Annotated in this window: 13 protein-coding genes; 7 read left to right on the forward strand and 6 right to left on the reverse strand. The window is 70.4% G+C overall.

All coding sequences use genetic code 11. The annotated features are described in order from the left end of the window. Nucleotides 1-140 precede the first annotated feature (140 nt). Nucleotides 141-1460 (reverse strand): hypothetical protein, encoded by a 1320-nt coding sequence (locus ACFP2T_RS38940; RefSeq protein ID WP_377431318.1) that lies wholly within the window; start codon nucleotides 1458-1460, stop codon nucleotides 141-143. Nucleotides 1461-1771: 311 nt separating this feature from the next. Here ACFP2T_RS38940 and ACFP2T_RS38945 point away from each other — a divergent pair, with 311 nt between their 5' ends. Then, nucleotides 1772-3481, forward strand: coding sequence for an ArnT family glycosyltransferase (locus tag ACFP2T_RS38945; protein WP_377431320.1), 1710 nt, complete (start codon nucleotides 1772-1774; stop codon nucleotides 3479-3481). A gap of 22 nt (nucleotides 3482-3503) precedes the next feature. On the opposite strand, the gene ACFP2T_RS38950 is transcribed toward ACFP2T_RS38945, so the two are convergent. Both ACFP2T_RS38950 and ACFP2T_RS38955 read right to left on the reverse strand, forming a co-directional pair. After that, the gene (locus tag ACFP2T_RS38950) at nucleotides 3504-4220 is read right to left on the reverse strand and encodes an SDR family NAD(P)-dependent oxidoreductase (protein WP_377431322.1); all 717 of its coding nucleotides are present in this window, start codon (nucleotides 4218-4220) and stop codon (nucleotides 3504-3506) included. 103 nt (nucleotides 4221-4323) lie between these two features. Continuing rightward, on the reverse strand, nucleotides 4324-5316 hold the full coding sequence (locus ACFP2T_RS38955) for a HEAT repeat domain-containing protein (RefSeq protein ID WP_377431325.1): 993 nt from the start codon (nucleotides 5314-5316) through the stop codon (nucleotides 4324-4326). Between ACFP2T_RS38955 and ACFP2T_RS38960 the strand changes: the two genes are divergently transcribed. From ACFP2T_RS38960 to ACFP2T_RS38975, 4 genes are all read left to right on the forward strand, one after another. Beyond that, nucleotides 5278-5868: a DinB family protein gene (locus ACFP2T_RS38960; protein WP_377431327.1), complete on the forward strand. Its 591-nt coding sequence runs from the start codon at nucleotides 5278-5280 to the stop codon at nucleotides 5866-5868. The genes ACFP2T_RS38955 and ACFP2T_RS38960 overlap by 39 nt on opposite strands. Nucleotides 5869-6005: 137 nt before the next feature. Continuing rightward, complete coding sequence (locus ACFP2T_RS38965; RefSeq protein ID WP_377431330.1) at nucleotides 6006-6161, forward strand: hypothetical protein; 156 nt, start codon at nucleotides 6006-6008, stop codon at nucleotides 6159-6161. Nucleotides 6162-6422: 261 nt separating this feature from the next. Next, nucleotides 6423-6683 carry an MmyB family transcriptional regulator gene (locus tag ACFP2T_RS38970; protein WP_377431332.1) on the forward strand — a complete coding sequence of 87 codons (261 nt, stop codon included), beginning with the start codon at nucleotides 6423-6425 and terminating at the stop codon, nucleotides 6681-6683. Nucleotides 6684-7022: 339 nt separating this feature from the next. Beyond that, nucleotides 7023-7871, forward strand: a complete 849-nt coding sequence (locus ACFP2T_RS38975) for an alpha/beta fold hydrolase (protein ID WP_377431333.1) — start codon at nucleotides 7023-7025, stop codon at nucleotides 7869-7871. 113 nt (nucleotides 7872-7984) lie between these two features. Here ACFP2T_RS38975 and ACFP2T_RS38980 read toward each other — a convergent pair whose 3' ends face one another. Further along, nucleotides 7985-11503: a glycosyl hydrolase family 18 protein gene (locus ACFP2T_RS38980; RefSeq protein WP_377431335.1), complete on the reverse strand. Its 3519-nt coding sequence runs from the start codon at nucleotides 11501-11503 to the stop codon at nucleotides 7985-7987. 53 nt (nucleotides 11504-11556) lie between these two features. Next, on the reverse strand, nucleotides 11557-14415 hold the full coding sequence (locus ACFP2T_RS38985; protein ID WP_377431337.1) for an ATP-binding protein: 2859 nt from the start codon (nucleotides 14413-14415) through the stop codon (nucleotides 11557-11559). 397 nt (nucleotides 14416-14812) lie between these two features. Between ACFP2T_RS38985 and ACFP2T_RS38990 the strand changes: the two genes are divergently transcribed. Both ACFP2T_RS38990 and ACFP2T_RS38995 read left to right on the forward strand, forming a co-directional pair. Continuing rightward, entirely contained in the window at nucleotides 14813-15457 is a 645-nt protein-coding gene (locus tag ACFP2T_RS38990) for a TetR/AcrR family transcriptional regulator (RefSeq protein WP_377431340.1), read from the forward strand. 187 nt (nucleotides 15458-15644) lie between these two features. Beyond that, nucleotides 15645-16871 (forward strand): hypothetical protein, encoded by a 1227-nt coding sequence (locus ACFP2T_RS38995; protein ID WP_377431342.1) that lies wholly within the window; start codon nucleotides 15645-15647, stop codon nucleotides 16869-16871. Between the two features lie 82 nt (nucleotides 16872-16953). Here the strand turns inward: ACFP2T_RS38995 and ACFP2T_RS39000 are convergent, their stop codons facing one another. Then, entirely contained in the window at nucleotides 16954-23847 is a 6894-nt protein-coding gene (locus tag ACFP2T_RS39000; RefSeq protein ID WP_377431345.1) for a P-loop domain-containing protein, read from the reverse strand. Between the last annotated feature and the right edge of the window lie 3 nt (nucleotides 23848-23850).

Here is a 23850-nt window from a genome sequence, read left to right on the forward strand (position 1 = left end):
GGCGGGAGGCATACCAGGGTCGGGGCCCGGATGTCTCCCGCCGCGGAGCGGGTCCGCCAGCGAGAAGCCCCGCCGGAGTCACCAGGACGGGCCGGCCGAGCGGCCCGCTCTCGACGGACGCGGGACGGGCCGACCGGGCACTACGCCGACGGCTTTCTCCGGGTCAGCAGCCAGCGCAGAATCCCGCTGTCCTCGTACGTCGGTCCGAACGCCGCGTGGTAGTCAGGCAGCGAGAAGGCATCGTCCTCGTACTCGGTGTAGTGCACCAGATCGGCAGTCTGCTCCGGGGTCTTCCCCCGCCCCGCGTACGCCTCCCGCAATGCCGCGGCGGAGCTGCGTGCCCCGGCGACGTTGAGCAGGTGGTCGTGCACACCGTGCGTGATCCAGAGCGGAATCTCGGCGTTCGCGATCGCGGTCGCCTGCTCCGCGCCGACCTGGAAACCGCCGGTCACCAGTCCCGCGGCGAATAGGTCCGGACGTTTCGCGAACGCCTCCCACAGCAGCGTGGAGCCGTAGGAGACGGTCGTCGCGTACACCCGTCGGGTGTCCACGCCGAAGTCGCGGACGAACTGGTCGAGCAGCTTGACCAGCAGGTCGGCCTCGGCGGCGGCACCGACCCGCTGGTTCTGCGGGGCCAGGACGATCACGTCCTCACTGCTGCCGGTCCAGCTCGACTGCAGCCACGCGGTCGCGGGGATGTCGGCCGCGATCTGGACCCCCAGGTTGTCTCCGTCCCAGCCCATGCCGTGGCCGGGCAGGACGACCACGAGCGGATACTTCCTACCGGGCTGGTAGTCCTTGGGCAGGTGGTAGTGGTATGGCAGCACCATCCCGCCGTTCAGGAACGAGCCGTATGTGAACTCGTCGACGAGCAGGTTGACCGGCTTCTCGGTGACGCCGAGAGAGCGGTGCGGCGCGGCTTTGGCAAGCAGCGGGCCCTTACCCGACCCCTTCCCCGGTTGGCCGTGGACGTCCTTCCGCTGCACCACCCGGGTCGGGAGATCCGGATTCACCTTCACCGTGCAGAGGAACGTCGGGCACTTGGAGACGATGACCGTCCATCCGCCGGGATCGGTGGGAGCCAGCTCGACGATGACGTACCTGCCCGGCACGGACCGGTGGTCCGGGCGGGTCGTCGGTGCACTGTTGGTGTAGGTGTGCGTGACGGTCCGGTCGGCCAGCTTCGGAAGATCCTCGATGGGGTTGAACCGGAAGTTGTAGATGGTGTCCGACACTCCGAACGTCCGGTTGTCCACCATACGTGGGTTGACCGTCGCGGCGTACTCGACCGCTACCGCGGACACCTTCTGTCCGTACGTATAGACCGTGGTGATCGGCGTGACACTCCGGACGCCCGTCTGCGAGCTGCCCCGGTCGGCCAGGCTTCCGTACGCCGTACCGGAAGAGGCGAGCGCCAGCACGGAGACGAGCGTGACGACCACCCCTCTTCGTAACCTCATCCAGATCCCTCCCTAGCGGACGCGGCCCGCCCGGCCGGCGCAGCCGGCCCGACACAGCGAACCCCGCACTGGCGGCTGTCGGGGAGGCGCGCCGCTAAATTGATTTAGCAGGAGGATGCGCGTTGCCGATCGCCATGTCAAGGGGAAGGACGACATGATCCTGAACCTGAAGTACCCGCGGGCCCGCCCCGGCGATGCCGCTGGTTCGGATGTGCCCAGCCACCCGCCCGGTCAGCCCTGAACCGGGGCCGTGTCATCATCTATGCCGACAAGCGGAGTGACGGTTCTGATCGGACTCACTGGATACCTGGATGATGATGCAGGAACAGCACCCGCTCCTCGATTCCGACGGTCGCCAGGCCGCCGCGCCGTCCGCCCCGCCGGGCCGCTTCGACGGACTGCGGCGGCACCGAAGGTGGCTGTTCGCGCTCGTCGTGGTCGCGTTCCTCGTCCAGATGGCGGTCGCGATGGTGAGCACCGCCGTGCAGCAGACCCCGACCATCGACGAGCCCGTGTACGTGGGCACGGCAATGGTCTACCTGCGGGAGCACAGCCTGCGGTACAACCCCGAGCATCCGCCGCTGGGGAAGCTGATCATCGGGGCCGGTCTGGTCTTCAGCGGCGCACGCCTCGATCCGGCCTACACCGGTAACCAGGGGCAGGTCGGGCGGCATCTGCTCTACGAATCCGGCAACGACCCCGGGCAGCTGATGCTGCTGGCGCGGCTACCGATGATCCTGTTGACGCTGCTGTTCGGTCTGGTCGTCTACCTGTTCGCCGCCGATCTCGTCGGCCGGGCGGGCGGGTTGGTGGCGCTCGCCCTGTACACGTTCTCGCCCGACATCATCGCGCACGGGTCGTTGGCCACGCTCGACGTCGCCACGTCCGGGTTCCTGCTGACGTCGATCTGGATGCTGTGGCGCGCCCGGGAGAGACCGCTGCGCTACCTCCCACTCGCAGGCTTGGCGATCGGCGCCGCCATGGCCACGAGGATGAGCGCGCTCGCGGCGGTACCGCTACTACTGCTGCTGGTCGTCATGTCCGTCTGGTACGCCGGCCGGAGGAAGGACCTCGGCAGGCGCGAACGGGCTCGGCTTCTCGCGATCGGCGTGGCGGCGGCGATCGGCGTCGCCCTGGTCGCGGTCGTCGTGGTGTGGGGCACGTATCTCGCCGTCGATCCCCGGTTGGGCTGGGTGACTCCGGACAACATGCGGGCCCTCCAAGGGTTGCGTGGACGGGCCTTCGAGTGGCTGCCGTTTCCGGAGCCGTACCGGGACGGGATGCGCATCCAGGTCCGTTTCGAGCGGAGGACATTCCACGGCTTCCTGTTCGGCCGGCACTACCGAGGCTCGTTGTGGTACTACCTGCCGGTCGCGTTGCTGGTGAAGACGCCGCTCGGCGCCCTCGCGCTGTGGCTTGCCGGCAGCGTGGCGATGGTGACGGTAAACCGGCTGCGGCCCGCGGTGCCGTACGTGCTCATCCCAACGGGGGTCCTGTTTGCCGCAGCCGTGACCGGGTCCCGCGACTTCGGCACCCGGTACGCGATCTTCATGCCGATGTTCCTGGCCGTCGCGGCCGCGGCCGTGGTCGCTGCCCGCTGGCGGTGGGCAGCCGCCGTGACTGCGGCGCTGGTCCTGTTCGTCGCGATCTCTTCGCTGCGCACCTACCCCTACTACCTGCCGTACTCCAACGAGGCGTTCGGCGGGCCGTCGAAAACCCACCTGCACCTGCACGACTCGAACGTCGACTGGGGTCAGGACCTGGGGCGACTGGCCGACCGCCTCCGGCAGCGGTACCCGGGAGAAAAGGTATGGCTCGTCTACAAAGGCGGCGGCGCACCGTCCTACTACGGAATCGCCGCGAACAACCCGCTCAAGGTCCCCCCGAGCGAGGTCCACGGGTTGCTCGTCGTGTCAAACAGTCGACTCGCCAGGCGCGACCGCCCGCTGATGACGCTGATCGAGGGCAGCAGGCCCATCGACGAGGTCGGTCACTCGATCACGATCTACCGCCGGCCGTAACGCGGGCAGGATCGGTGAGTGCTCAGGGGTGTGGCCGCTGTACCTGCTCGAAGTGGAACTCGCGAATGAAGCAGTCTCGTGGTTGGCCGACCGCGAAAAGCACGCAGTCGATGACCGACCGCGCGGTGAGGTCGCCGTTCACGTGTCGCGGCCCGTCCTGAACGAAGTCCGGCGGAAACAGGGAAATCACCCGGATTCCTTCTGGTCGGAGCCGGTGCGACAGGATCTCAGCGAGCCCGGCATGGGCATGCTTGGCGGCGTAGAACGCTGGATGCGCGGCAGAATGACGGTGCCCCACCTCGCCGCACGCCGAGATCATGTTGACGATGTCGGGCCGCGACGATGCTCGCAACAGCGGCAGCAAATGTTTGGTCAACAGCACGGTGCCGGTCCCGCCCGCAGCCATCACGCTTTCGATCTTGTCGTCCGAAGAGTCTCCCAGGTCGTCACCTTCGATGTATGCGGCACCATTGTTGATCAGCACATCGAGGTGTGTCGTCCGGTTGGCCAGGGCCGTAGCGAACGCGCGCACCGAGTCCGCTACGGCGAGGTCGCAGCGAAACGCATCGGCCCGACCTGGCCCCCGCTGACTGATCGCGTGCGCGACATCCTCGGCGGCCGCCAGGTCGCGGGCCGAGAGGAAGATCTGCGCGCCGCGCTCGCCGAAGGCTTCGGCCAGCAGCCGTCCCGTGTCACGTGCGCCGCCCGTGATAGCGACGCGGAGACCGTCCAGATTCATGGCCGACAGTGAAGCATCTGAAGCCTGGTTGAGGTCAAGGCGTGTCGGCTGGGCGCCGCCGATCAGCGGCTACAGATGTGCGTACGCGATCGAATGCTGAAGATCAACGTCTCAGGCTTCGCTCCGCTCGTTGCCGGACGACGGGGTCCGGATCAGTCAGTGCCGCAAGGCAACGCTCACGGTGACCTGGCGCTCCAAGCTGGCGAAGCAACTCGATGGAGATCTCGCGGCGCCGAGGGCTTGTGTCGGAGAGGCCATGGCGCGCGAGTTCGTTTACCGCCTTGGCCAGCTGCGATGATCGGGTCGCGACGACTCGAAGCGTGGACATTGCCGCGCCCTGTACCGATGAGTTCCTATCCGCCAGGCACTCTGTCAGAACCTGCAGAGTCGAGTCGTCAATCACTCGGATGGCGCGCAGTCCAGTCAATGCCGAGCACCTGACGGAAGCTCGGCCGTCGCGCGCGGCGGCGACAAGTGCCGATACCGCACGGTCGGGTTCGACCTGGACAAGCGCTCTGACCGCCGCCTCGCGCACGGCGTAGTCCTCGTCTGTGATGGAAATGGTCAACACTGGAACGGATAGCGACGAAGGCAGGGCACACAGACCGCGAACTGCCCTGATTCGAACCTTGGGGACGGTGTCATCCGCTGCCCGCACGAGCGCCGATGCGATCATCTCGTGCTCAGCGCCACGCGGCCGGAATCGGCGCACCATTGTTCCCAGACCTGTGATCGCTGCACGCCGCTCTGCCTCGACGCTCGATGTCGACCGGCGCAACAGGTCCGCCACCTCATGGCCGAGGTCCCCGTCAAGTCCAACCATTCCCCCATCGTCCCAGCTGTGAAGGCTCCGCAGCCATCCTGATCTTGACATGACCGTGCCCCACACGCCGGCCGGAGCTGTCACCCTGTGACCTGTAGCCGACCCGTCACCGCGCCCGCTCGGCGGCAGATCGGGATGCCACCCGCGCCCCGCCAGGCTCTGATCTTGCAGGCTCTGATCTTGCATGCGACACCTCACCCGAATGGCTCGGGCGGATGAGGAAGACTGGTGGGCATGGCTGATCTCAGCGACCCGAAGGCCGCGCTGCACCATTACCTTCAAGCGACTCGGGACGACCTTATCTGGAAGCTCGACGGGCTGAGCGAACGCGAGGCCAGACTGCCCCGCACCGCGACCGGCAACAACCTGCTGGGAGTCCTCAAGCACTGCCTCAATGTCGAAGCCGGCTACTTCGGGCCCACATTCGGGCGCGAGTTCCCGACGCCTCAGGACCTGGTTCCCATGCAGGCGTTCGAGGAGGACCCGCAGGCAGACTGGTACGCGGGAGAGGGCGAGACGAAGGAAGGGCTGATCGACCTGTATCGCCGCGTGGCGGTGTTCGCGGACCAGACGATCGACCAGCTACCCCTCGACGCGCCAGGGCAGGTGCCGTGGTGGCGGCCAGATGGACAGGACGTGACGCTGCACAGGATCATGATCCACGTGACCTGCGACCTCGCCCGTCACGCCGGTCACGCCGACATCATGCGCGAGCAGCACGACGGCGCGATCGGCTTACAGCGGGAGAACAGCAACATCCCCCACGACCATGACTGGCCGGCGTACGTCACCAGGCTGACGAAGCTCGCTGACCGGTTCGGATAGCCGTGCCGGACGTACCAGCGCCGCCGCGTCCCGTCGCCGGCCGGAGCGGAAACCGGCAAGCAGAGTCCACGAACGCCACCAAGCCGATGCCGGAGCAGTTGCCGGTGGGCGTGAGCTGGCGAAGTACCCTGCCGGCCGTGCTGGACTGGATTGGCGGGCCCGGTGTCGCAGAAGCGCTCCAACGCGCCGACGACCAGCGGTACGTCGTGATGTGGCCCGACTCGCACAAGGCAAAGCAGTTGCGGCGTACCTGGCGCAGACAGGCGCAGCAGGCGAACGGAGAGCCCGGGTAGGCCCGCACGAGCCGGCGGTTCCTGAGCCCTGTCCGCCGAACCTCCCAGGTTACGCGAGGCCGTCGACCACGCTGAGGAGGGCGAAGGCGGTCTCGTGAACGAGTTGGGTTCGTGGACCTCCGGCGGGACCCGCGCCGGTGCGGGCCCCGCCGGAGGGCCGGGACTCTCAGTTCCCCACGCCGAGGCTGGACATGAACGCGGACGGGTATCGGTCGCCGCGCGCCGCGCCCGGCGGCACCGCCTGCCGGACTCGTCCAGCGGTTGCAGGCCGCAAGCGCCGACTTCCGGCGACTCTGGGCCGAACACGAAGTGGCGGTCCGCCGCATCGACCGCAAGACCATCGTGCACCCACGGATCGGCCGCCTGCTCATGGACTGCGAAACCCTGGTCACCCCCGACCTGGGCCAGCAACTGCTGGTGCTCAGCCCGGCCGACGCCGAGACCCGCGAGCGGCTTGACCTGCTGCTAGTTCTCGGCATCCAGGAGTTCCCCATGGCGGCTACGGACACGACCGTACGGTGACCCGGTAGGCGGTGATGGCCTGGCGGGCCCACTGCCAGACGGCCCCGATCGATCCACCGCCGGAAGCGACCTCACACGGAGCAGCGCGACGGGATCGCGTTGGCCAGGCTTGAGCTGCGCAGCCGCGGTGGTGATCCCGCGACAGCGTCATATATCGATGATCTTTGATGGATGGACCCGCGTCGGTTGCCGGATGTCCGCCGGCGGCCGGCCGGGGACGCTGCGGCGTTGACGGTGTCGCCCACGCCCCCTTCCGGCGTCGTCTGGTTTCCGGCGTACGGCGACGCGTCGCCGCAGGCCGTTTCACCCAACCGCAACCCCTATCTCGAAGGAGTGGCCATGTCCCCCAGGTCGACCCCGATCCTGTTCCTGCACGGCTCCTGGCATGGTGCCTGGTGCTGGACCGAGGTCATCGCCCACCTCGTGCCGTACGACCGCCCGACCCTGGCGGTCGACATGGCCGGGCACGGGCTGCGCGCCCGTCGGCCCGAGTGCCTGAGCATGCGTCCGTTCGATCCGGACGCGCTGGCCACCGAGGTCTCGCCGGTGGCGGAGGTGGACCTCGACCAGGCGGCCGAGTTGCTGATCTCCCAGATCGAAGGGCTCGGCCGTGGCGCTCCGGTCACGGTGCTGGCCCACAGCATGGGCGGCGCCGTCCTGACCCGCGCGGCGCAGCAGGTTCCCGAACTGGTGGCGCACGCGGTGTACCTTGCCGCGATCATGCCCGGTTCCGGCAAGGCGGCCGATGGGTACTTCGCGCTGCCGGAGAACGCGGACGCGCTGGTCCTGCCCGCCCTTCGGGGCGATTCCGGGGTGACCGGGGCGCTGCGGCTCGACCTCGCCTCGAACGACCCCGCCTATCGGCAGCGGCTTCGCGAGGCGTTCTACGGCGACGTCGCCCCGGTCGTCGCCGACGCCGCCCTGGGCCTGCTGACCCCGGACGCCCCGGTCAGCATGATGCGCGGCACCACCCGGCTGACCCGCGACGGTTGGGGCTCCGTCCCCCGCACGTACGTCGTCTGCACCCGGGACATGGCGATCCGCCCGGCCCTCCAGCGGGTACTCATCGCGGAAGCCGATGCCGCCTTCCCGGAGAATCCCACCTCCGTCGTGACGCTGGAATCCGCACACGCGCCGTTCCTGTCCGTGCCGGGCGACGTAGCGGAGATCGTCGGAAAACTGGGCTGAGCCACGGCTCGGCCGGGGAGAGAGCAACCGAGGTCGCGACCGCGACCGCGCAGCGAATCGGGGCGCCCCGCAGGTCGCTTTCGCGACCTGGGGGGCGCCCCGATCTCTGGTGGTCAGTTCGCCGGACCGACCAGCTTCCACGGCTCATGGTCGGCGTCCGGTCCGGTACCCGGGACGTTGCCCTGGGTCCACCACTTGGCTTGCCAGACCATGCCGCCGTACTTCACGGTGGTCTGTTCGATCGGCTGGGTCGCCGGGTTGTAGACCTTGCTCGCGTCCCATGCCGGGGCGGAGCAGCCGCCCGTCGGTGGAGGCGTCTGCGACGATCCCCGGTTGTGCTCCGACAGGAGCGCGAACCGCTGGGTGCCCACCGTGAGCGCGGTGTTCACCGGTCCGGTGGCCGGGAGGTAGTAGATGATGGGGATGTCCAGGATCTTCCCCGGTGGGATGATCTGGCAGTAGTCCAGTTTGACGCCGACCCGGTGGAAGTCGCCGCGCAGGCCGCCGCCGGCGTTGGGGCCGGTGTGCCCCGCCTCCACCTGCCACTTGCCGCCCTGCTCCCACGTCTGCCAGTTGCCGTCCTTGACCAGGGGCGGTGTGGAGGTGGGCAGGTCGAAGCGGAGCGCGACGTCCTTGCCGCCGCCGATGGTGACGCCCGTGTTGTTGGTGATCCGGAGCGCCGGCTGCATCGGCCACAGGTCCGTGGCCGTGGACCCGTACTCCACCAGGTCGACCGTGACGTCGATCGCCGCCGACGGCATCGTCACGGAGCTGCCCGTGTTGCGGCTGCCGCCGTACGCTCCCACGCCAGCCAGCCGCTGGTGCAGCTTGTTGGTCATCGTGTAGCCCAGGCGGCAGGGATTCTGGCCGGTCACGTTCGCCGGGCAGTCGTAGTCGCCGCCGAGCTCCCAGATCATCACGCCGCCAGCGCCTTTGTCGATCACGTAGTCGGCGATCGCGTCGACGCCCCCGGTGTCCATCGTGGACAAAAACACGTTCTTGCTGTCGTTCCACAGCCAGGAGGACTTCGTGGTGTCGTCCCAGTGCCGGACGTACTCCCCCTTGATCTCGTCGGAGGGGTCGTCGTCCGGGGTCAGCCCCACGTTGTTCGCGTACCCGGGCATGACGTTGTTCTCCAGGTTCTTGGCGTGCCACATGGGGCTGACGCCGGCACCCAGTTCCTCGCCCTCGGCCGTCTTGTCGTGCCAGATGTTGTCGATGCCGACGGCGCCGTTGCCGCACGGCCGCACGATGCCGGTGCCGGGTGGGCAGTCGGTTCCCGCCGACGTCCCCCACATGCCGGACTCACCACCGTTGACGCCCCGCCAGCCCCGTGTGTAGTAGGGGGTACCGATGTTGATCCGCCCCGCCTGCATCGCGCCGCGCAGGTAGTGGAAGGCCCAGTCGGTGTTGAAGTAGCCGAGGCCGTCGTACTCCGGGGTCTCGTAGAGGTCCTTCAGCTCGACGTCCCTGCCATCGTCGTAGAGCGGGGCGTTGGGGCCGACCACGTCGTTCCACGTGCCGTGGAAGTCGTACGACATCAGGTTGGTGAAGTCCTGGTACCGCAGGGCCTTCTGGTTCGCCATGCCGCGTACCAGGTAGCCCGACGCCGACGACGCGGACGTCACCAGGTAGTACCTGTCGTCCGCGACAGCGGCCCGGTCCAGCTTCTCGCGCAGCGTCTTCATCAGCGCGGCGTAGCTGGCCGGCAGTCCCGGCCGCCGGGACCGCGCCGCGTCCCAGTCGTTCGGGTTGCCCGTCTCGTCCAGCACGGTCGGGTACTCGTAGTCGATGTCCACCCCGTCGAAGCCGTACTCGCGCAGGAAGTCCACCGCGGAATCCGCGAAGGTGTTGATCCCGCCCTGGTTGACCGTGCCGTCGGCGTTGGTGGTCATCGCGTAGAAGCCGCGGGACTCGGCCCAGCCGCCGACCGAGATCAGCGTCTTCACGCGTGGATGCAGCCTCTTGTACTTGGTCAGCAGGTTGAAGTGCCCCTGGTACCCCAGGCTGGGATCCATCTCCGCGCCCGGTATGCCGGGCCAGGTCATGCCGATGGCCGGGTTGGTCGAGCCGGCGGCGCCCACGGAGATCCGGTTGTTGTCGATGTGTGCGAAGGCGTAGTTGATGTGCGTCACCTTCGACCACGGGATGTTCTTGACCAGGTAGTACGGCATCCCGTCGGCGCCGGTGCGGCCACCGTTGAAGTAGCCGATCACCCGCCGGGACCGGCCCTGGCCGAGCCACTCCCGGCCCTCGGAGTCGTAGACCTCGCAGTACGGGGTGTCCACGCCCGCGGTCGGCGTCAGCCCGTCCGGCCGGCAGGTGTGGTGAGCGCCGGTCGGCGGCTTGACACCGCCGTCGTCGCCACCGGTGTGCACCTCCATCGGGTCGCCCAACCCGCCGTTGCGCACCGGGTCGGGCGGCGTGACGCTGTTGTAGGCGTTCCAGCGGTAGTCGAGGTCGGCGGCGTCGGGCCGGCCTGGCCAGTCGAAGTAGTTGTGCACGAGTTCGGCCGGGTTGGTGGCCAGGTATCCCCGTCCCGGGAGGTCGTCGCCGTCGTCCCAGGCCCACGCCGGGTTGGCGGAGTCGGTGGGGCAGGCGCCCGGCGCCGGTCCTACCACCCCGCCCTCGCCGCAGGCGTTGCCGTACGGGTTGCCGCTGTCGTCGCCGGCGAAGTTGTCCGGCTTGGCGAACAACGTCGTCAGGTTCCGGTTGTTCCACATGCCGTCCGGGGCGAAGATGTCGATCAGGGTGTACTGCACGTCCCGGTCGTTGGGCCCGTCGGGCACCTCGGCGGTGGAGCCGGGGTAGTAGAGGATGCCGTCGCCGTTCCGGTACTGGTCGCCGAGGTCCGTGGAGGGCGTCCGACTGGCACCCATGGCCCACGCGGCGTGGGTGCCGGCCTGCTGGGCCGTCCACGGACGCTGATGACCATCGTCGTGCGGGCTGCTCGTCGTCGCGATCACGCCGTCGACATCCTCGGCGCCGCTGGAGAAGTCGCTGCCTTCGGGCACCCAGGAGAAGAAGTTGCTGTGCGACACGGTGATGACGGCCTTGAGCGTGCCGTGTGCGGAGCCGTCGTTGGCCACGACCACCAGGGCGCCTTCGGCGTCGTTCTCGTGCTCGGTCGCGTCCTCCTCGTAGTCGTCGAGAGCGCCGTCCGCCCAGTCGCGCGGGTGGAAGTACATGTAGATCAGGTAGGTGAAGCTCGGCGTCTGGACCACCGAGTAGTACACGTGGGCCGCCAACGGGTACTCGCTGGCGTTCTCCCAGTTGTTCCGGCCGTTGAGGTCGCCGTCGAAGTCGTACGACGTGATGTAGTCGGACTCGCCACCGAACGAGGTCTCGCCGGTGGTGTCGACGTCCTGGAAGTGGACCGGCGCCCACCACCGGGCGAGTTCGGCCCGTTCGGCGGCGGTGGACGGGATCGTCGTCGCGGCCGCGGCGGGACGGGCCGGGCCGACGGCCCCGGAGACGGCCAGCAGGGCGAGGACGAACAGCATGGCCAGGGATCTCGGAGGCACCCAGGCGGCCAGCGGCCGGCTGGCTCGTGAACGGTGGACGACGACTCGCTGAGAGCGTCCGTCGAGTTCAACGCGGACGACGTGCAGGGGGTTGATATTCATCGCCATCGCTATAGCGTGCCCGGCCCCCCAACGGTGGACATCGGGCAACCGACGCGGCTCTATCCATCGATGTACGTCAATGCATGGACCTCCCGGGCGATTTCCACACGGCTGTGCAGCTCCAGCTTGGCCAGTACGCGGGAGACGTGCGTCTGCACGGTACGCCGGGACAGGAACATGGTCGACGCGATGTCCGGTGTGGACCGGCCCTCGGCGATCAGCAAGGCGACCCGGCGCTCGGTGTCGGTCAACGCCGTCCAACCGCCGACGGCGCGCGGCGTCCGGGCGCCCGGAACGCCACGCCGGATGCCCCGCCGCCGCAGCCGGGCGTCGGTGCGGCGGATGTCCCAGGTCGCGCCGAACCCGGCGTAGAGCTCGACCGCCTCGTTCAGCGCGGCGCGGCACGCGGCGGTGTCCCGGTCGGCGAGCACCACCGCGAGATCCTCCAGCGCGCCCGCCAGATCGACGGCCGGACCAACCGCGCGGTAGTGGGCCACCGCCGCCGTCACCAGGGCCGGATCGTCGCCGAACAGCCCCTCGCAGCGCAGCCGGGCGGCGTCCGCGCGCCACGGCTCCGCCTCGGTGGCGGCCTCACGCCGGCTCACCTCCACCGCACTCCGGGCGGCAGCGCGATCATCGGCGGCGACCGCGACCCGTACCAGGTCCGGCAGCCACTGGTGGATCAGCGTCATCTCGCCCGGACGCCGGTCCAGGATCTCGCCGAACGTGGACACGGCGAGCCTGAGTGCGCCGTCCCGCTCGGCGGCCAACGCCCGAGCGGCCAGCAGGAAGTCCCGGTTCTCCCGGTCCGCGGGGGTCTCCACCGGGAACGCCGAACCGGCCGCGAAATGCTCGGACGCGGCGGTCCGGTTCTCCCGCCGGACGGCGAGGAGGGCGGCCACCCCGTGCCGCAGCACCGTGGGTCCCCGCTCGCGCAGTCCGGCGTACGTGATCCCGGGCCCGTCCTCGTCGACCGAGTTCAGCTCCGCGATCGCGTCGTCCCACCGCCCCGTCCAGTACAGCAGGACCGCGGCCGTCACCCCGGTCGCCGCGCCCACCGCGTTGCCCGGCTCTCGGGCGACCTGGCGGGTCAGCCGCTCCGCCGCCTCGGCGTCCACCCACCGGCACAGGTTCTGCAGGGTGAACACCCGGGCGTGCAACGCGAACATCCGCACGTCGGCGTGGTCCGGTTCGTCGCCGAGCACCCGCAGCGCCCGGTCCACCCGCTCCAGCGCGGACCGGTGCCGCCGCCGGACCGACTCGGTCATCCACAGATCCGTCAGCGCGTACCCGATGGCGTAGGCGTCGCCGGACAGTTCGGCCGTGCGCAGCGCCTCGGCCGCCGCGGCATCGGCCGCCACCAGGTCACCCCGGCTGGCGCGCAGCGCCATCGCCGACGACGCCAGCAGCCGGGGATGCCAGGAGCCGAGCTGCCCCGGCCGCCCGAAGACGTCCCGTAGCGCATCGAGGGCCTCGTCGGTGTGGCCGCCACCGATCAGCGCGCGGGTGAGCACCCAGTACATCTCACCCCGGTCCTCCGGCCCGGTCGACACCGCGATCGCCCGCCGGGCGTGCGACGCCGCCTCCTCGTGGCGGCCCATCCCGAGCAGGATCCGGGCAAGCGCGGCGAGCACCGGCGCCTGGTCCCCGGCCGCCGACGGCGACCGGCCGAGCTCCCGTCGCAACAGCGTCGCCGCGACATCGGGAGCGCGCGCGGCCACCGCGGGCGCCGCCGCCAACAGCCAGCCGCGGACCCACCGGTCGCCCAACTGATCCGCGGCGAGCAGTTGCTGCGCGACCGTCAGCGGGTCACCGTCCGCGTCCGCGAGCACGCGCGCCGCGTCGAGATGCAGAGCCGCGCGTACGGGCATCGGCATGCGTTCGTAGAGTGCCTGCCGGATCAGGGGATGCCGGAACGCCATCCGCGATCCCGACCGCACCAGGATCCCGGCCGCGACGGCGTCCCCCAGGCCGTTCGACAGCACCGGCACCGGCTCCCGCACGAGCGTGGCAAGCTCGGTCACGGCGAACTCGTGACCGAGCATCGCGGCAGTGTCGAGCGCCTGGACCGCCAGGTCGGGCACGAAGCTCAACCGGCCGCTCAGCGCGTCCGCCAGGGACACCGGCACCCGGTCGGCCTCGTCATCGGGCAGGTCGGCGACGCCGCCCCGTACCCGGATCATCCGCTCCCGCAGCAGCGCCTCGACCAGTTCCCACAGGTGCAGCGGGTTGCCCATCGCGGCGGCCACCCAGCGGGCGAGGTTGGGGCCTGGCCGGCCTCCGACCAGCCTGGCCACCAACGTGGCCGTGTCGGCGTCGGTGAGTGGTTCGAGTGTGATCACGGTCTGGTCGCGCCGGCTGACCACGGTACGGACATTGACCACCTCGGGCCGGCGCAGGACTGGACCGCACACCCCCACCAGCATCAATGGCATCTGCTCGACGGCCAGGCAGAGGCGCTGCCAGACCGTCACCGACGCCGGGTCCGCCCACTGCAGGTCGTCGATCACGAGCACGGTGGGTACCGCCGTACACAGCTCGTCCACCAACGCGACCAGCATCTCGGCCGCCGCGGCGTAAGCCACGTCGAAATCGCGGAAGAGCCCCGGGCCGCGCCTGAGCAGGAATTCCGCGATCTCGGCGCGCCGCCGGTCGGGCGACCGCACCCGGATGCCCAGACAGCTCGTCATGACCCCGAGCGGCGAACGCTGCGACAACTGGTCCGCCGTACCCCACAACACCTGGCAACCGAGGCCATGGGCCGCGGCGATACCCGCCTGGACGAGCGTGGACTTGCCGACGCCCGGCTCGCCCTCGACCCAGATCGCCGAGCCCCGCCCGCGCGCCAGCTCACCGACGGCAGCGGCCAGCAATCCCAGCTCCTGGTCGCGCCCCACGAGGCGGTCCGGATCTGTCACCGCACCCCCGTCCCGTACTGCATCGTCTCGGCGATCGTCGGGCCCGATCCGGGCCGCCGCCGCACCCGGTACGGCACGAGCACCCGCTCAGCCCGGCCACCTCACGGCCAGTTTGGAAGAGACCTCGACCCGACCGGGTCAGAGCGGACTCGTACCAATAACTATCGTCGTCAATGTGAGCTCGCCGAGATCGGGCCGTCCGGCCACCGGATAGTGGAACGGCCGCGGCGAGGGTTTCGGCGGCGCTCGCCCTGCCGATGCCGCCGGACCCGCCGCTGATGAGCGCGACGCGTCCGGCGTTGTTAGCCATGACCTGAGCCCTCGATAGGATGTGGACTAACAGTTCACATACGACGGTACGCCGAAATGGACTAGCCGTCCATAAGTGAGGTGGCGAATGTCCGAGAGCCCTGCCCCACGCCGGGGCCGAGGTCGCCGGCCTGCCGCAGAGGTACGCGCCGAGGTGCTCACGGCGACCGGACGCATCCTGCTGCGAGACGGCATGCAAGCGGTCACGTTCGACCGCGTGGCGTCGGAAGCGGGATCCAGCAAGACGACCCTCTACAAGTGGTGGCCGACGCCCGGTGCGCTCGCGGCCGAGGCCTACTTCGCCCAGAGCCGACGGGTACTGGAGTTCCCCGACACCGGCGACGTGCGCGCCGACCTGGTCACTCAGCTCGGCGCGTTCGTCCGATGGCTGAAGGACGAAGGCGCGGAGAAGCCCGTATCCGAACTCGTCGGCGCCGCCCAGATGGACCCGAGCCTCGCCCGCGCCTGGTCGGAGAGCTACGCGCTGCCCCGGCGCGAGCTCGCCCGGGAGCGTCTGCGCATCGCTCAGCGACAGGGTCAGTTGCGCGAGGACGCAGACCTCGACGTCATCGTGGACCAGCTGTGGGGTGCCTGCTACCACCGGCTGCTCGTGCTCAGGGTGCCCTTCGACGCGTCGATCGTCGAGCCCCTGGTCGACCAGGCGCTCTACGGGTCGGCACCGCCCGGAGCGGACCACCCGGAACCGGCCACTGCCCGTCAACGCACCAACTGACCCGACCCGGATTGCGCTACGACAAGGTGGACGAGAACCCATCCCCGGGCGGAGCCGGAGCAGTGCTTGGCCAACTGAGCGTCAGCGGTTGGCGGCGACGGACCGTTCGCCCTGATGGGGTGGCGGTAGCCGGCGCCGATCGCTAGGGTTCCCCGGTCGTCTTTCTTGATCTCCGGGGGCTTTTCCGATGAAATTCCGTACCTGTGCCCTTGCGCGCGCTGGCGCAGTGGTCCTGCTGGCGGCTACCGCCGCCGCACTGGGTGCGCCCGCGTACGCCGCCGGCACCGAGACCGATCTGGAACTCACCGTGGTCGGCACGAAGGTCGCCGCCAACGTTCGAGACAACCTGACGCCCTGGAAGATTGGCTGGGCGAAGATCGCCAACAAGGGCGCGAACACCCCGCGCGAGTTGTCGATCACGGCAGATCTGTCCGCCGTCGATCTCGACAAGGGTCTCGTGCTGGTCAACCCGTTCCTTCACGAGACCAGCCCGGACGCCGACTGTGGTGCCGAATCCGAGGACGGGCCGGTGATCTGGACCTGCGAGCTGAAGGGCAGCCTGATTCCGGGACCGGGTGAGACGGTCGAACTCGCGGTGTTCGCCTTCGAGCAGGCGGGGGGTCCCAGGCCGGCGTACACCTTCCCGGTGCCCTTCACCATCAACTCCCCTGACGACACCAACAAGGCGAACAACTCGAAGACCGTCGACGTCGTCTACAGCGATGAGAGCGGCGTCGACCTCGGCGTGTGGGTGCCGGACGTGAAGGAGACGCCGCTTCCAGACAGCGGAGAGTCGCGGCAGCTGCGGGCCGGCGACACGACCATCGTCTCGGGACAGGTCTTCAACTGGGGCGACATCACGGCCAACGGCGTGCGGGTCACCGTGCAGCTGCCGGAGCAGGTGACGTTCGCCGAGAAGGAGGACGAATGCACCTACAGCGCCGACAACCGCAAGGCGACGTGCGAGTACGGGACCCTGGTGCTCAACCCGAGCAGCATGAACGAGGAGGACGACTACGTCGCGGCCTTCTACTGGCCGATCATCGTCAGCGGTGACGTCGAGGCGCCGGTGACGCTGCCCGATGGTTCGTGGACCGCCGAGGCGCTCGGCCAGGCCTCGCCGAACGCGCGTAACGCCCGTGCCGCTGGCGCGCTCCCCGACAACGTGGAGATGATCAGCGCCAAGGAGGCCGGCGTCAACGAGGTCGACGCCAGCGACAACGTCGACGGGTTCGCCGTGGTGGTCTCCGCGGACGGTGGCTCCGGCGGTGGACTGCCGGTGACCGGTGTGCAGGCCGGCGTGCTCGGTGGTGTCGGCGCCGCCGTGGTGGTTGCCGGTGCCGTCCTGGTCCTGACGGCCCGCCGCCGCCGGGTCGTGCTGGTGACCCCCGGCGACGAGAAGCCGACCGCCTGACGAGGATTGTCGACCGCCTGAGGTCGTACTCCCCCGGCCCAGCGGGGCCGGTCGGGTCGTCGGCCGCTCCGGTGCGGTCCCGTCAATCGGGGCCGTTCCGGTCATCGGCGGCAAGGATTGTGTCGTAGACGGCGCGTACCTCGTCCGGAGCGACCTGGGCGAGCGCCGTGAGCCCGGCGAAAGACTCACCGTCGGTGAGCGTGAGCCGGGCGATCCGTCGGATCGCGGTGGTCGTCTCCGCCGGTCTGGGAGCCGTCGGGATTCGGGCCGCCAGCCGCTCCGCGACCTCGGTCAGGGCAGCGGCCCGCTGGGCCGGCACCTCGACAGCCCGGGCGACCCGCTCCGCGTGCTCCCACATCTCGGCCTTCAGCAGGGCTGTGACGAGAGCGCGTCGCAGCACCGTCCGGCGCCCCTGTTCCGGCACGGTCGAGGGCGCCGCCAGGACCTCCTCGATCTGTTCCGGCCGATGCGGCTGCGCCGACCCGAGCCGGCCGACGAGGGCATACGCCCGCCAGTACGGATCGGTGACGGTCTCGAGATTCGACCCGATGACGTGCCACTGGCCGGTCTCGCCGAGCCGCCTGGCCACGCGGGCGTAGTGCGCGTCTCTGGTCTCCCGATCGGGTATCCGCTCGGCGGCGACGAGCGCCCGGATGGCTGTCCTCAACGCCAGGTCCGGATGGGTCGTGCGGAGTGCTTCGAACACGCTGAGCAGCAGCGTCGGCCGGCCCTCGGGCGGTGCCGCCGGGTCGACGCGCTCCAGGACGTCGAGGAGGAGCGTGGATACCTCGCCTGCCTGCTCCGCCGGCAGCCGGGACAGGAGGAAGGCCAGGGCCCGGGCCCGTACCTCGACCATGTTGATCCGCTCGGCGACGGATCGGGCCTCCTCCCACTCACCCACTGCGGCGAATGCCCGGACCACCTCGACCAGCAGTGGTTCCCGTTCGGCTGGTTCGAGATCGTCGACGGTCTCCTGGACGATCGCCACAAACGTCCCGGCGCGTTCCAGGCTCTGCTCGGCGGCGGCCTCGGCCAGGGTGGCGAAGGTCCGCACTCGGAGCGGTAGCTGTTCGACCGTCGCCGCCATCCGTTCCGCGTCGGACCAGAATCCGAGTCTTCCCAGCTCGCTGGCGAGAGTCCGGAGAATTTCGTCACGGCGTTCGGGGTGGGGGATCGTCGGGACGCACTCGTGCGTGGCCGCCCCGAGTCGCCGCGCCTCCTCCGAGCCGGAAGTGGTGGCGCCGAGCAGGATGAGGAACCCCCGTGCCCGCCGGTACGGGTCGGTGATGTTGAGGGCGAGGTCTTCCGCCCGGCGGGTGAGGCCCCCGTCCACCAGCGCCTCGACGATCCGGAGCAGCACCATGGAGCGGTGCGGCTGCGCGATCGCGCCGATGGTCACGGGCAGTTCTCCGGCCAACCGCCCGGCCCGGTCCTGGTCGACGGCGCCGAGCGCGCGGAGCAGCTCGGTGACGACCTGCACCTGCCAGGCCTGGTCGGAGACGGTACGGGCCAGCCGCTCGGCCGACTCGGCGATCCGCCGTGCCTGGGCGGACTGCTGGTCGGACAGCGTCAGGGCGACGGTGGTCAACACGTCGGCGTGCACGTGCGGATCGTTGTCTGCGGCGACCTGTTCCGCCTCACTCAACAACCCGGCCCTGACCAGGCCGTTGCCGAGCTCACCTGCTGACTCTCGGCGCAGCCGGCCGTCACCGATGAGCCGCACGGCCCGGCCGGCCGGACCCCACAGTCCGGCGGCGCTCAGCTTGGTGGCGAGCCCGTGGAGCGCCTCGTCCCGTCGGAACATGTTCGGGAGGTTCTCGGTCAGCCCGGTCGCGGCCATGGCGATCCGGTACGCATCCTCGGGATGCTCCGGCATCAGCGCTGCGGCCAGTTCGCCCAGTAGGTCGGACCGCAGTCTCACGTCGTAGACCGCCACGGCGGCCTCCTCGGCGAGTCTCCACTGACCGGCGCCGTGCAGGGTCCGGAAAAGCGATTCCAACATGGTTTCCCGGAAGGGCCCGTTTGCCTCCCGGCCGGCGTCGAGCAGCAGTCTTCCCTCGTCCGTCGTGAGTCTCGTGCCTCCGGCGGACACCCTGGTCATCAGGGCAGTCAACGTGGTCGGCGAGAAGTCACGGCGCGCCCACCTCTGACTGAGTGCCGCGGCCAGCGCCGCCAGCACCCGGGCTCGTGCGTCCGCCCGGACGCCGTCGTTCCGGATGAGCAGCATCAACTCCGCCGCCGATTCGAGTACGCCGACCTCGCAGTGGGCGTCCACCAGGGCAGACAGTGCCGAATCAGCCTCCGCACCGATGATCACGACCGCCGCTCCGAGCCGTGTCCAGTCCCTGCTCTCGGCCAATGGCCTGAGCAGCCATCGCATGAGTTGCATCCGGCGTCGGTCGTCCGCGCTCGTCGGGGTCAGGTCGGCCGTGAAGAGTCCGGCACGGTCCATGGCTTCCAGTAGGGCGGCGTCCAGGGTTCGCCGTTGCTCGACGTCGGGCAACGCCGCCACGGCGTCGAGGGCCGGCGCGACCATCGGGATGGCCCGCTCAAGGTTGGCAGCGGCGACGACTATGGCGATGTCAACCCGAGTGCGTGCCCGCTGGTACGGATCCGCGATCTGTTGGACGAAGAACTCGTACCGGCCACCCGCGGCCGTAGCGGGCCTGCCGATGTCGGCCCACTCCGGAACGTCCCACGGGGCGGCAGTCGCCATCTGAACGGCGATCCACCTGAACAGCAGGTCCCGAAGGCCCGGATGCAGAAGCCCGGCCGCGATCTCCTCGGCCCCGACCCAATGGCGTGCGCCCGCCATTTCGGCGCCGAGCATGGCCAGGGCAGCGCCCTGGCTGTCCTGGTCCCCGATCAACAGCGCCGTCCGTCGCGCCAGCGTCCAGTGCCCGAGCGCGCTCAGCACCGCCGAGAACTCACTGAACGCCGCCGAGCGCTCTGCCGGGTCCTCGATGGCTCCGACGACGGCCGTAAGGTCGGCGAGGACCTGCTGGCCCCGGCCGATCTCCATCGGTGCCAGCGCCTTCACCAGGGTCTGGCAGATCGCGGTCCAGTCGACTGCCGAGGGGGCCCGGTCAAGCAACCGGCGGATCTCCGCCCAGGTCTCGCGGGCCCGCGCGGCGCTCGTCGACTCCGATTGGACCGCCGCCAGAGCCTCCACCCGGGCGAGGTTGATCAGGTATGCCTTCCGGCGATCCGCGCCAGCGACCAGCCGCACCAGGGACAGGCACTCGGCGGCGGTCCGTCGCGCCTGGACCAGGTCTGCCGGCGCGGCTGACCGCATCAGCTCGAGCAGCAGTCGGAGCCGCCGCTCCGGACCGTCCACCTCCCCGGCGGTCTCCTCGGCTGACGCCCACAGCCGCTCGGCGATGAGCCGTCGGGTGAGGGCGGCGATCGCGTCGGCGCGTCGGTTTGGCTCCTCGATCGCGGCGGCAGCCTCGCGGGCCAACTTCCAGAGCATCAGCGCGCCGCAGGTCTCGGCCAGGGCCGCCAGCAGGTCCGCGCGGCGCTCCGTCGGGAAGCCTGCGGCCGTGCCCAGGATCGTCGTGCCGAGCCGCTCGGCCCGCCCAGGGTCGAGCGCGGCCAGCGGCTCGATGAGCCGAACCAGGGCGAAGGGATCATCGACGAGCCCGAGCGCGGCCTCGATGTCGGCGGCCAACCGGCCGGCTGCCTGCGACATCGGATCGGCCGGACACGTGACGGCCAGGCGGATCAGGGCACGGGCCCGACCCTCCGGCTCGGCGATCGCCGACGCGAGCTTCTCGGCCCGTTCCGCCCGACCCGCCCGGCCCAGCCCCTCGACGAGTCGCTCCCGTGACTCGGCCGTCCACCAGGGATCGTCGCTCTGCTGGAGGGCGGCCTCGATCTCCGCGACCACCGCGTCGGCCCACGACGGGGCATGTTCGAAGAGCGGGGCGAGGAGCGGAAGCAGGGCGGTGGCGCGGACCTCCGGCACCGGCAGCGCCATGGCGAGTCGGGCCGCCTCCGTCCACCGGCCCGACCCGGCCCAGAAGTCGGCGAGCCCGCGCAGCAGCCACCCTCGCGACCGGTCGCCGAGTCGCTGCGTGAGCGTCTCGATCTCGCTGGCGAGTGATGCGGCCGGCGTCGAGTCGGGCATCGGTGCGACCGCCAGGAGGTCGGCCAGGAGCCGGGTCCGTAGGTCGAGGTCGTCCAGGGTCGACGCGGTCCGCACCGCTACGTCCCAGTCCCCGGTGTCGGCCATGGCGCCGACCAGTTCCACCAGCAGCCTGGTCCGAACGGTGGGGTCGGGGACGTCGGCCACGACCGCGTGGGCCTGCGCCCAGCGGCGGCGGCCCATCAGGGCGCGGATCAGGAGGAACACCGGATCGTCCTGGCCCGTCACGTCAGTCGCCGCCCGGGCCGCCCGAACGACGCGTGCGGCGACGTCCCACATCTCGCGGGGTAGGTACGTGTTGACCAGATCCGACAGCACCATGATCCGCCGTGTCGGGTCGACGATCGCCGTCGTCTGGGTGAGCGCCTCGTCGGTCGCTCCGGCCCCGGCCGCCGCTCGGGCTACCTGCGCCCGGAGACTGTCCCGCCCAGAAGCCCCGAACGCCGGCAGCAGCGCCGCCGCCTCCGCCCACCGGTGCGCGGCGACCAGTGCATCGACCAGCTCCGACAGTGTCCGCTCGTCGTGCTCGCCCGCGAGTACGACCGCCAGTTCGGTGGCGTCCCGCCAGCGTTCCGCTCCGCGAAGGACCGTGATCAACTCCGCCAGTGCGGACGACCGGGCGGGTCCGGCCATCTTCTGCACGGCCTTGGTCGCCTTGTCCAGCAGTGTGCGGTCGCGCTCCTCGTCACCGGTGCCGGTGACGCCGACCAGCCGGATGAACGCCCGTGCCCGGCGCTCGGAGTCCGCAATGGTCTCCGCCAGCGCGACAGCCCGGTCCAGCTCGCCCAGACGTGCCCAGAGCATGGGCAGGTCCACCGGAATGGCCTGGTTGCGGCTGGCCAACTGCGTCCGCCGGATGGCCAGCAGCGCCAGGGTGGCCAGGTCGGCCGACGGATCCGCCGCGAGCATCTGCTGCGCGGTGCCGATCTCGCCGAGAGCGACGACGTCGCCGTGGGTGTCGGAGAGCAGTCGCTCGTGCCGCGCCGGGTCGACGGCCAACGCCGCCAGACGCCGATGATCGCCGGTCGCGGCGAGCAGTCGCGAGTAGGGGCTGAGCAGGTACCCCGGAGTCCCCGCAGGCCAACCGCGGCTGCGGTAGCCGTCCGCCCATTCGTGGATCCGGTCGCGGTACGGGGCGAGGTCGGCGGCGAGGTGCTGTTCCGCCATCACCCGCAGCGTGTCGTGGGCGAAGAGGTAGACCTGCGGGGCCCGGCCGGAACCGGCGTGTCCGGCCCGGTGTTGCAGGCTGCGGCCGAAGACGCCGCCGAGCAGGGTGTCGAGCGCGTAGCGGGGATGACCGGTGAGGGCGGCCAGTTCGTCGAGCGACAGACCGCCACCGGCGGCGGTGACGAACGCGAGGACGTCCACCTGTCGCGGGTCGGTACTGGTCAGCCGCTGCTTCAGCTCGTACATCGCGCTTGACTGCGCGTCGCGGGCGTACCTGGACGGTGCGAGGGGCAGGACGGGGCTGTGTCGGAGCGGATGCTCGGCCGCGACATCGGCTGGGATGCCCGGGTGGGGCCGGCTGGTGACCATCACCCGGATCGCCGGATGCGGCCGCGACGGCAGCAGGGCCGCGATGCTGGGGGTGCCGGCGCTGGCCGAGGGTCCGTCGTCCTCGTCGAGTCCGTCGACGACGATCAGCAGCCGGCGACCGCGTTCCGCCGCGCGTTCGGCTGCCACTTCCAGCAGCCGCCGCCGGTCGCGGTCGCGCCCGGCGACCGAGACCGCAGGCGGTACGGCCTCCCCGGCGAGCGCCGCGCTCTGCTCGACGATCGCCTCGGTGTACGAGTCGCTGTCCGCCTGCCCCTTCAACCGTCCGGTGACGAAGAACGAGACGACGTCGACCCCGGCCGGCGGATGCAGCACCGTCCAGGCGGCCAGCGCCGACTTGCCGGCCCAGGGACCCGCCTGCCACCACAGGTAGGGCCGCTCACCGGCACAGAACCGCACCACCTCGGTCAGCTCCGCCTCACGGTCGTGCAGCCGCTCCGGTGCGATGTCGCGAACCTGGGCCAGGTAACCCTCGACGACGCTTCGGGCTGGCCGGGCAGGCACCACGTCGACCAGCGACTCCGGGGTGGCGGGCAGTCCGGTCAGCCGGCACAGCTCACCGAGCCGCTCGGCGTCGAGCTGGGCGTACCAGCCGTCGACCCGGACGGCCGCCAGCCGGTTGAGCCCGTCCGTCCGGTGGTGCCGGGAGAGCAGCCCGACGATCCGGCCGTCGACCAGTACGGCCGCCCCGGAAATGCCCTCCCACGGGGACCGGTCCGGCTCGGCGTCGTCCCGTTCGGGCGGATCGACGACGATCTCCAGGGCGCCCTCCCGACGGTTGGACAGCACCGGGATCGTCCCGATCACGTGGCACGAGTCGCGATACCGGGCAGGCGCACCGGGTGCCGCCGGATCCTCCGGATCGGTCCGCAGCTTGAACCGGGGAAAACCCATGCTGCTACAGGTCAGCACCGCATCGTCGGCGCTGATCCGGCCGAACAACGCGGCCTGGACACGGGTGGCGGACTCCGGGTGCGGCGTCGCGGATGCCGGATCCGTCCGCCCGCCGGTGCCGACCCGAAGGACCGCGACATCGGCAGCCCCGTCCGACCAGACGACCGTCGCCGCGGCGCTCCACTCCTGCGGAGTGTCCGCGTCGAACCGCAGCCGCACCGTGGCGCCGTGCGGTACGACGTGCGCGGCGGTCAGCACGGTGGTCGCGTCGAGCCGGTAACCGCTGCCCCGGCTCCGTGCGCCGTCGGAGGCGACGACCAGCACCTCGGCGACCCGGTCCGGCTGCACCCCACCCGGCCCGCCGCCGCTGGAACGCGGCACCGG

It is taken from the genome of Plantactinospora solaniradicis (genome assembly GCF_042658085.1).
GTDB classification, from domain to species: domain Bacteria; phylum Actinomycetota; class Actinomycetes; order Mycobacteriales; family Micromonosporaceae; genus Plantactinospora; species Plantactinospora solaniradicis.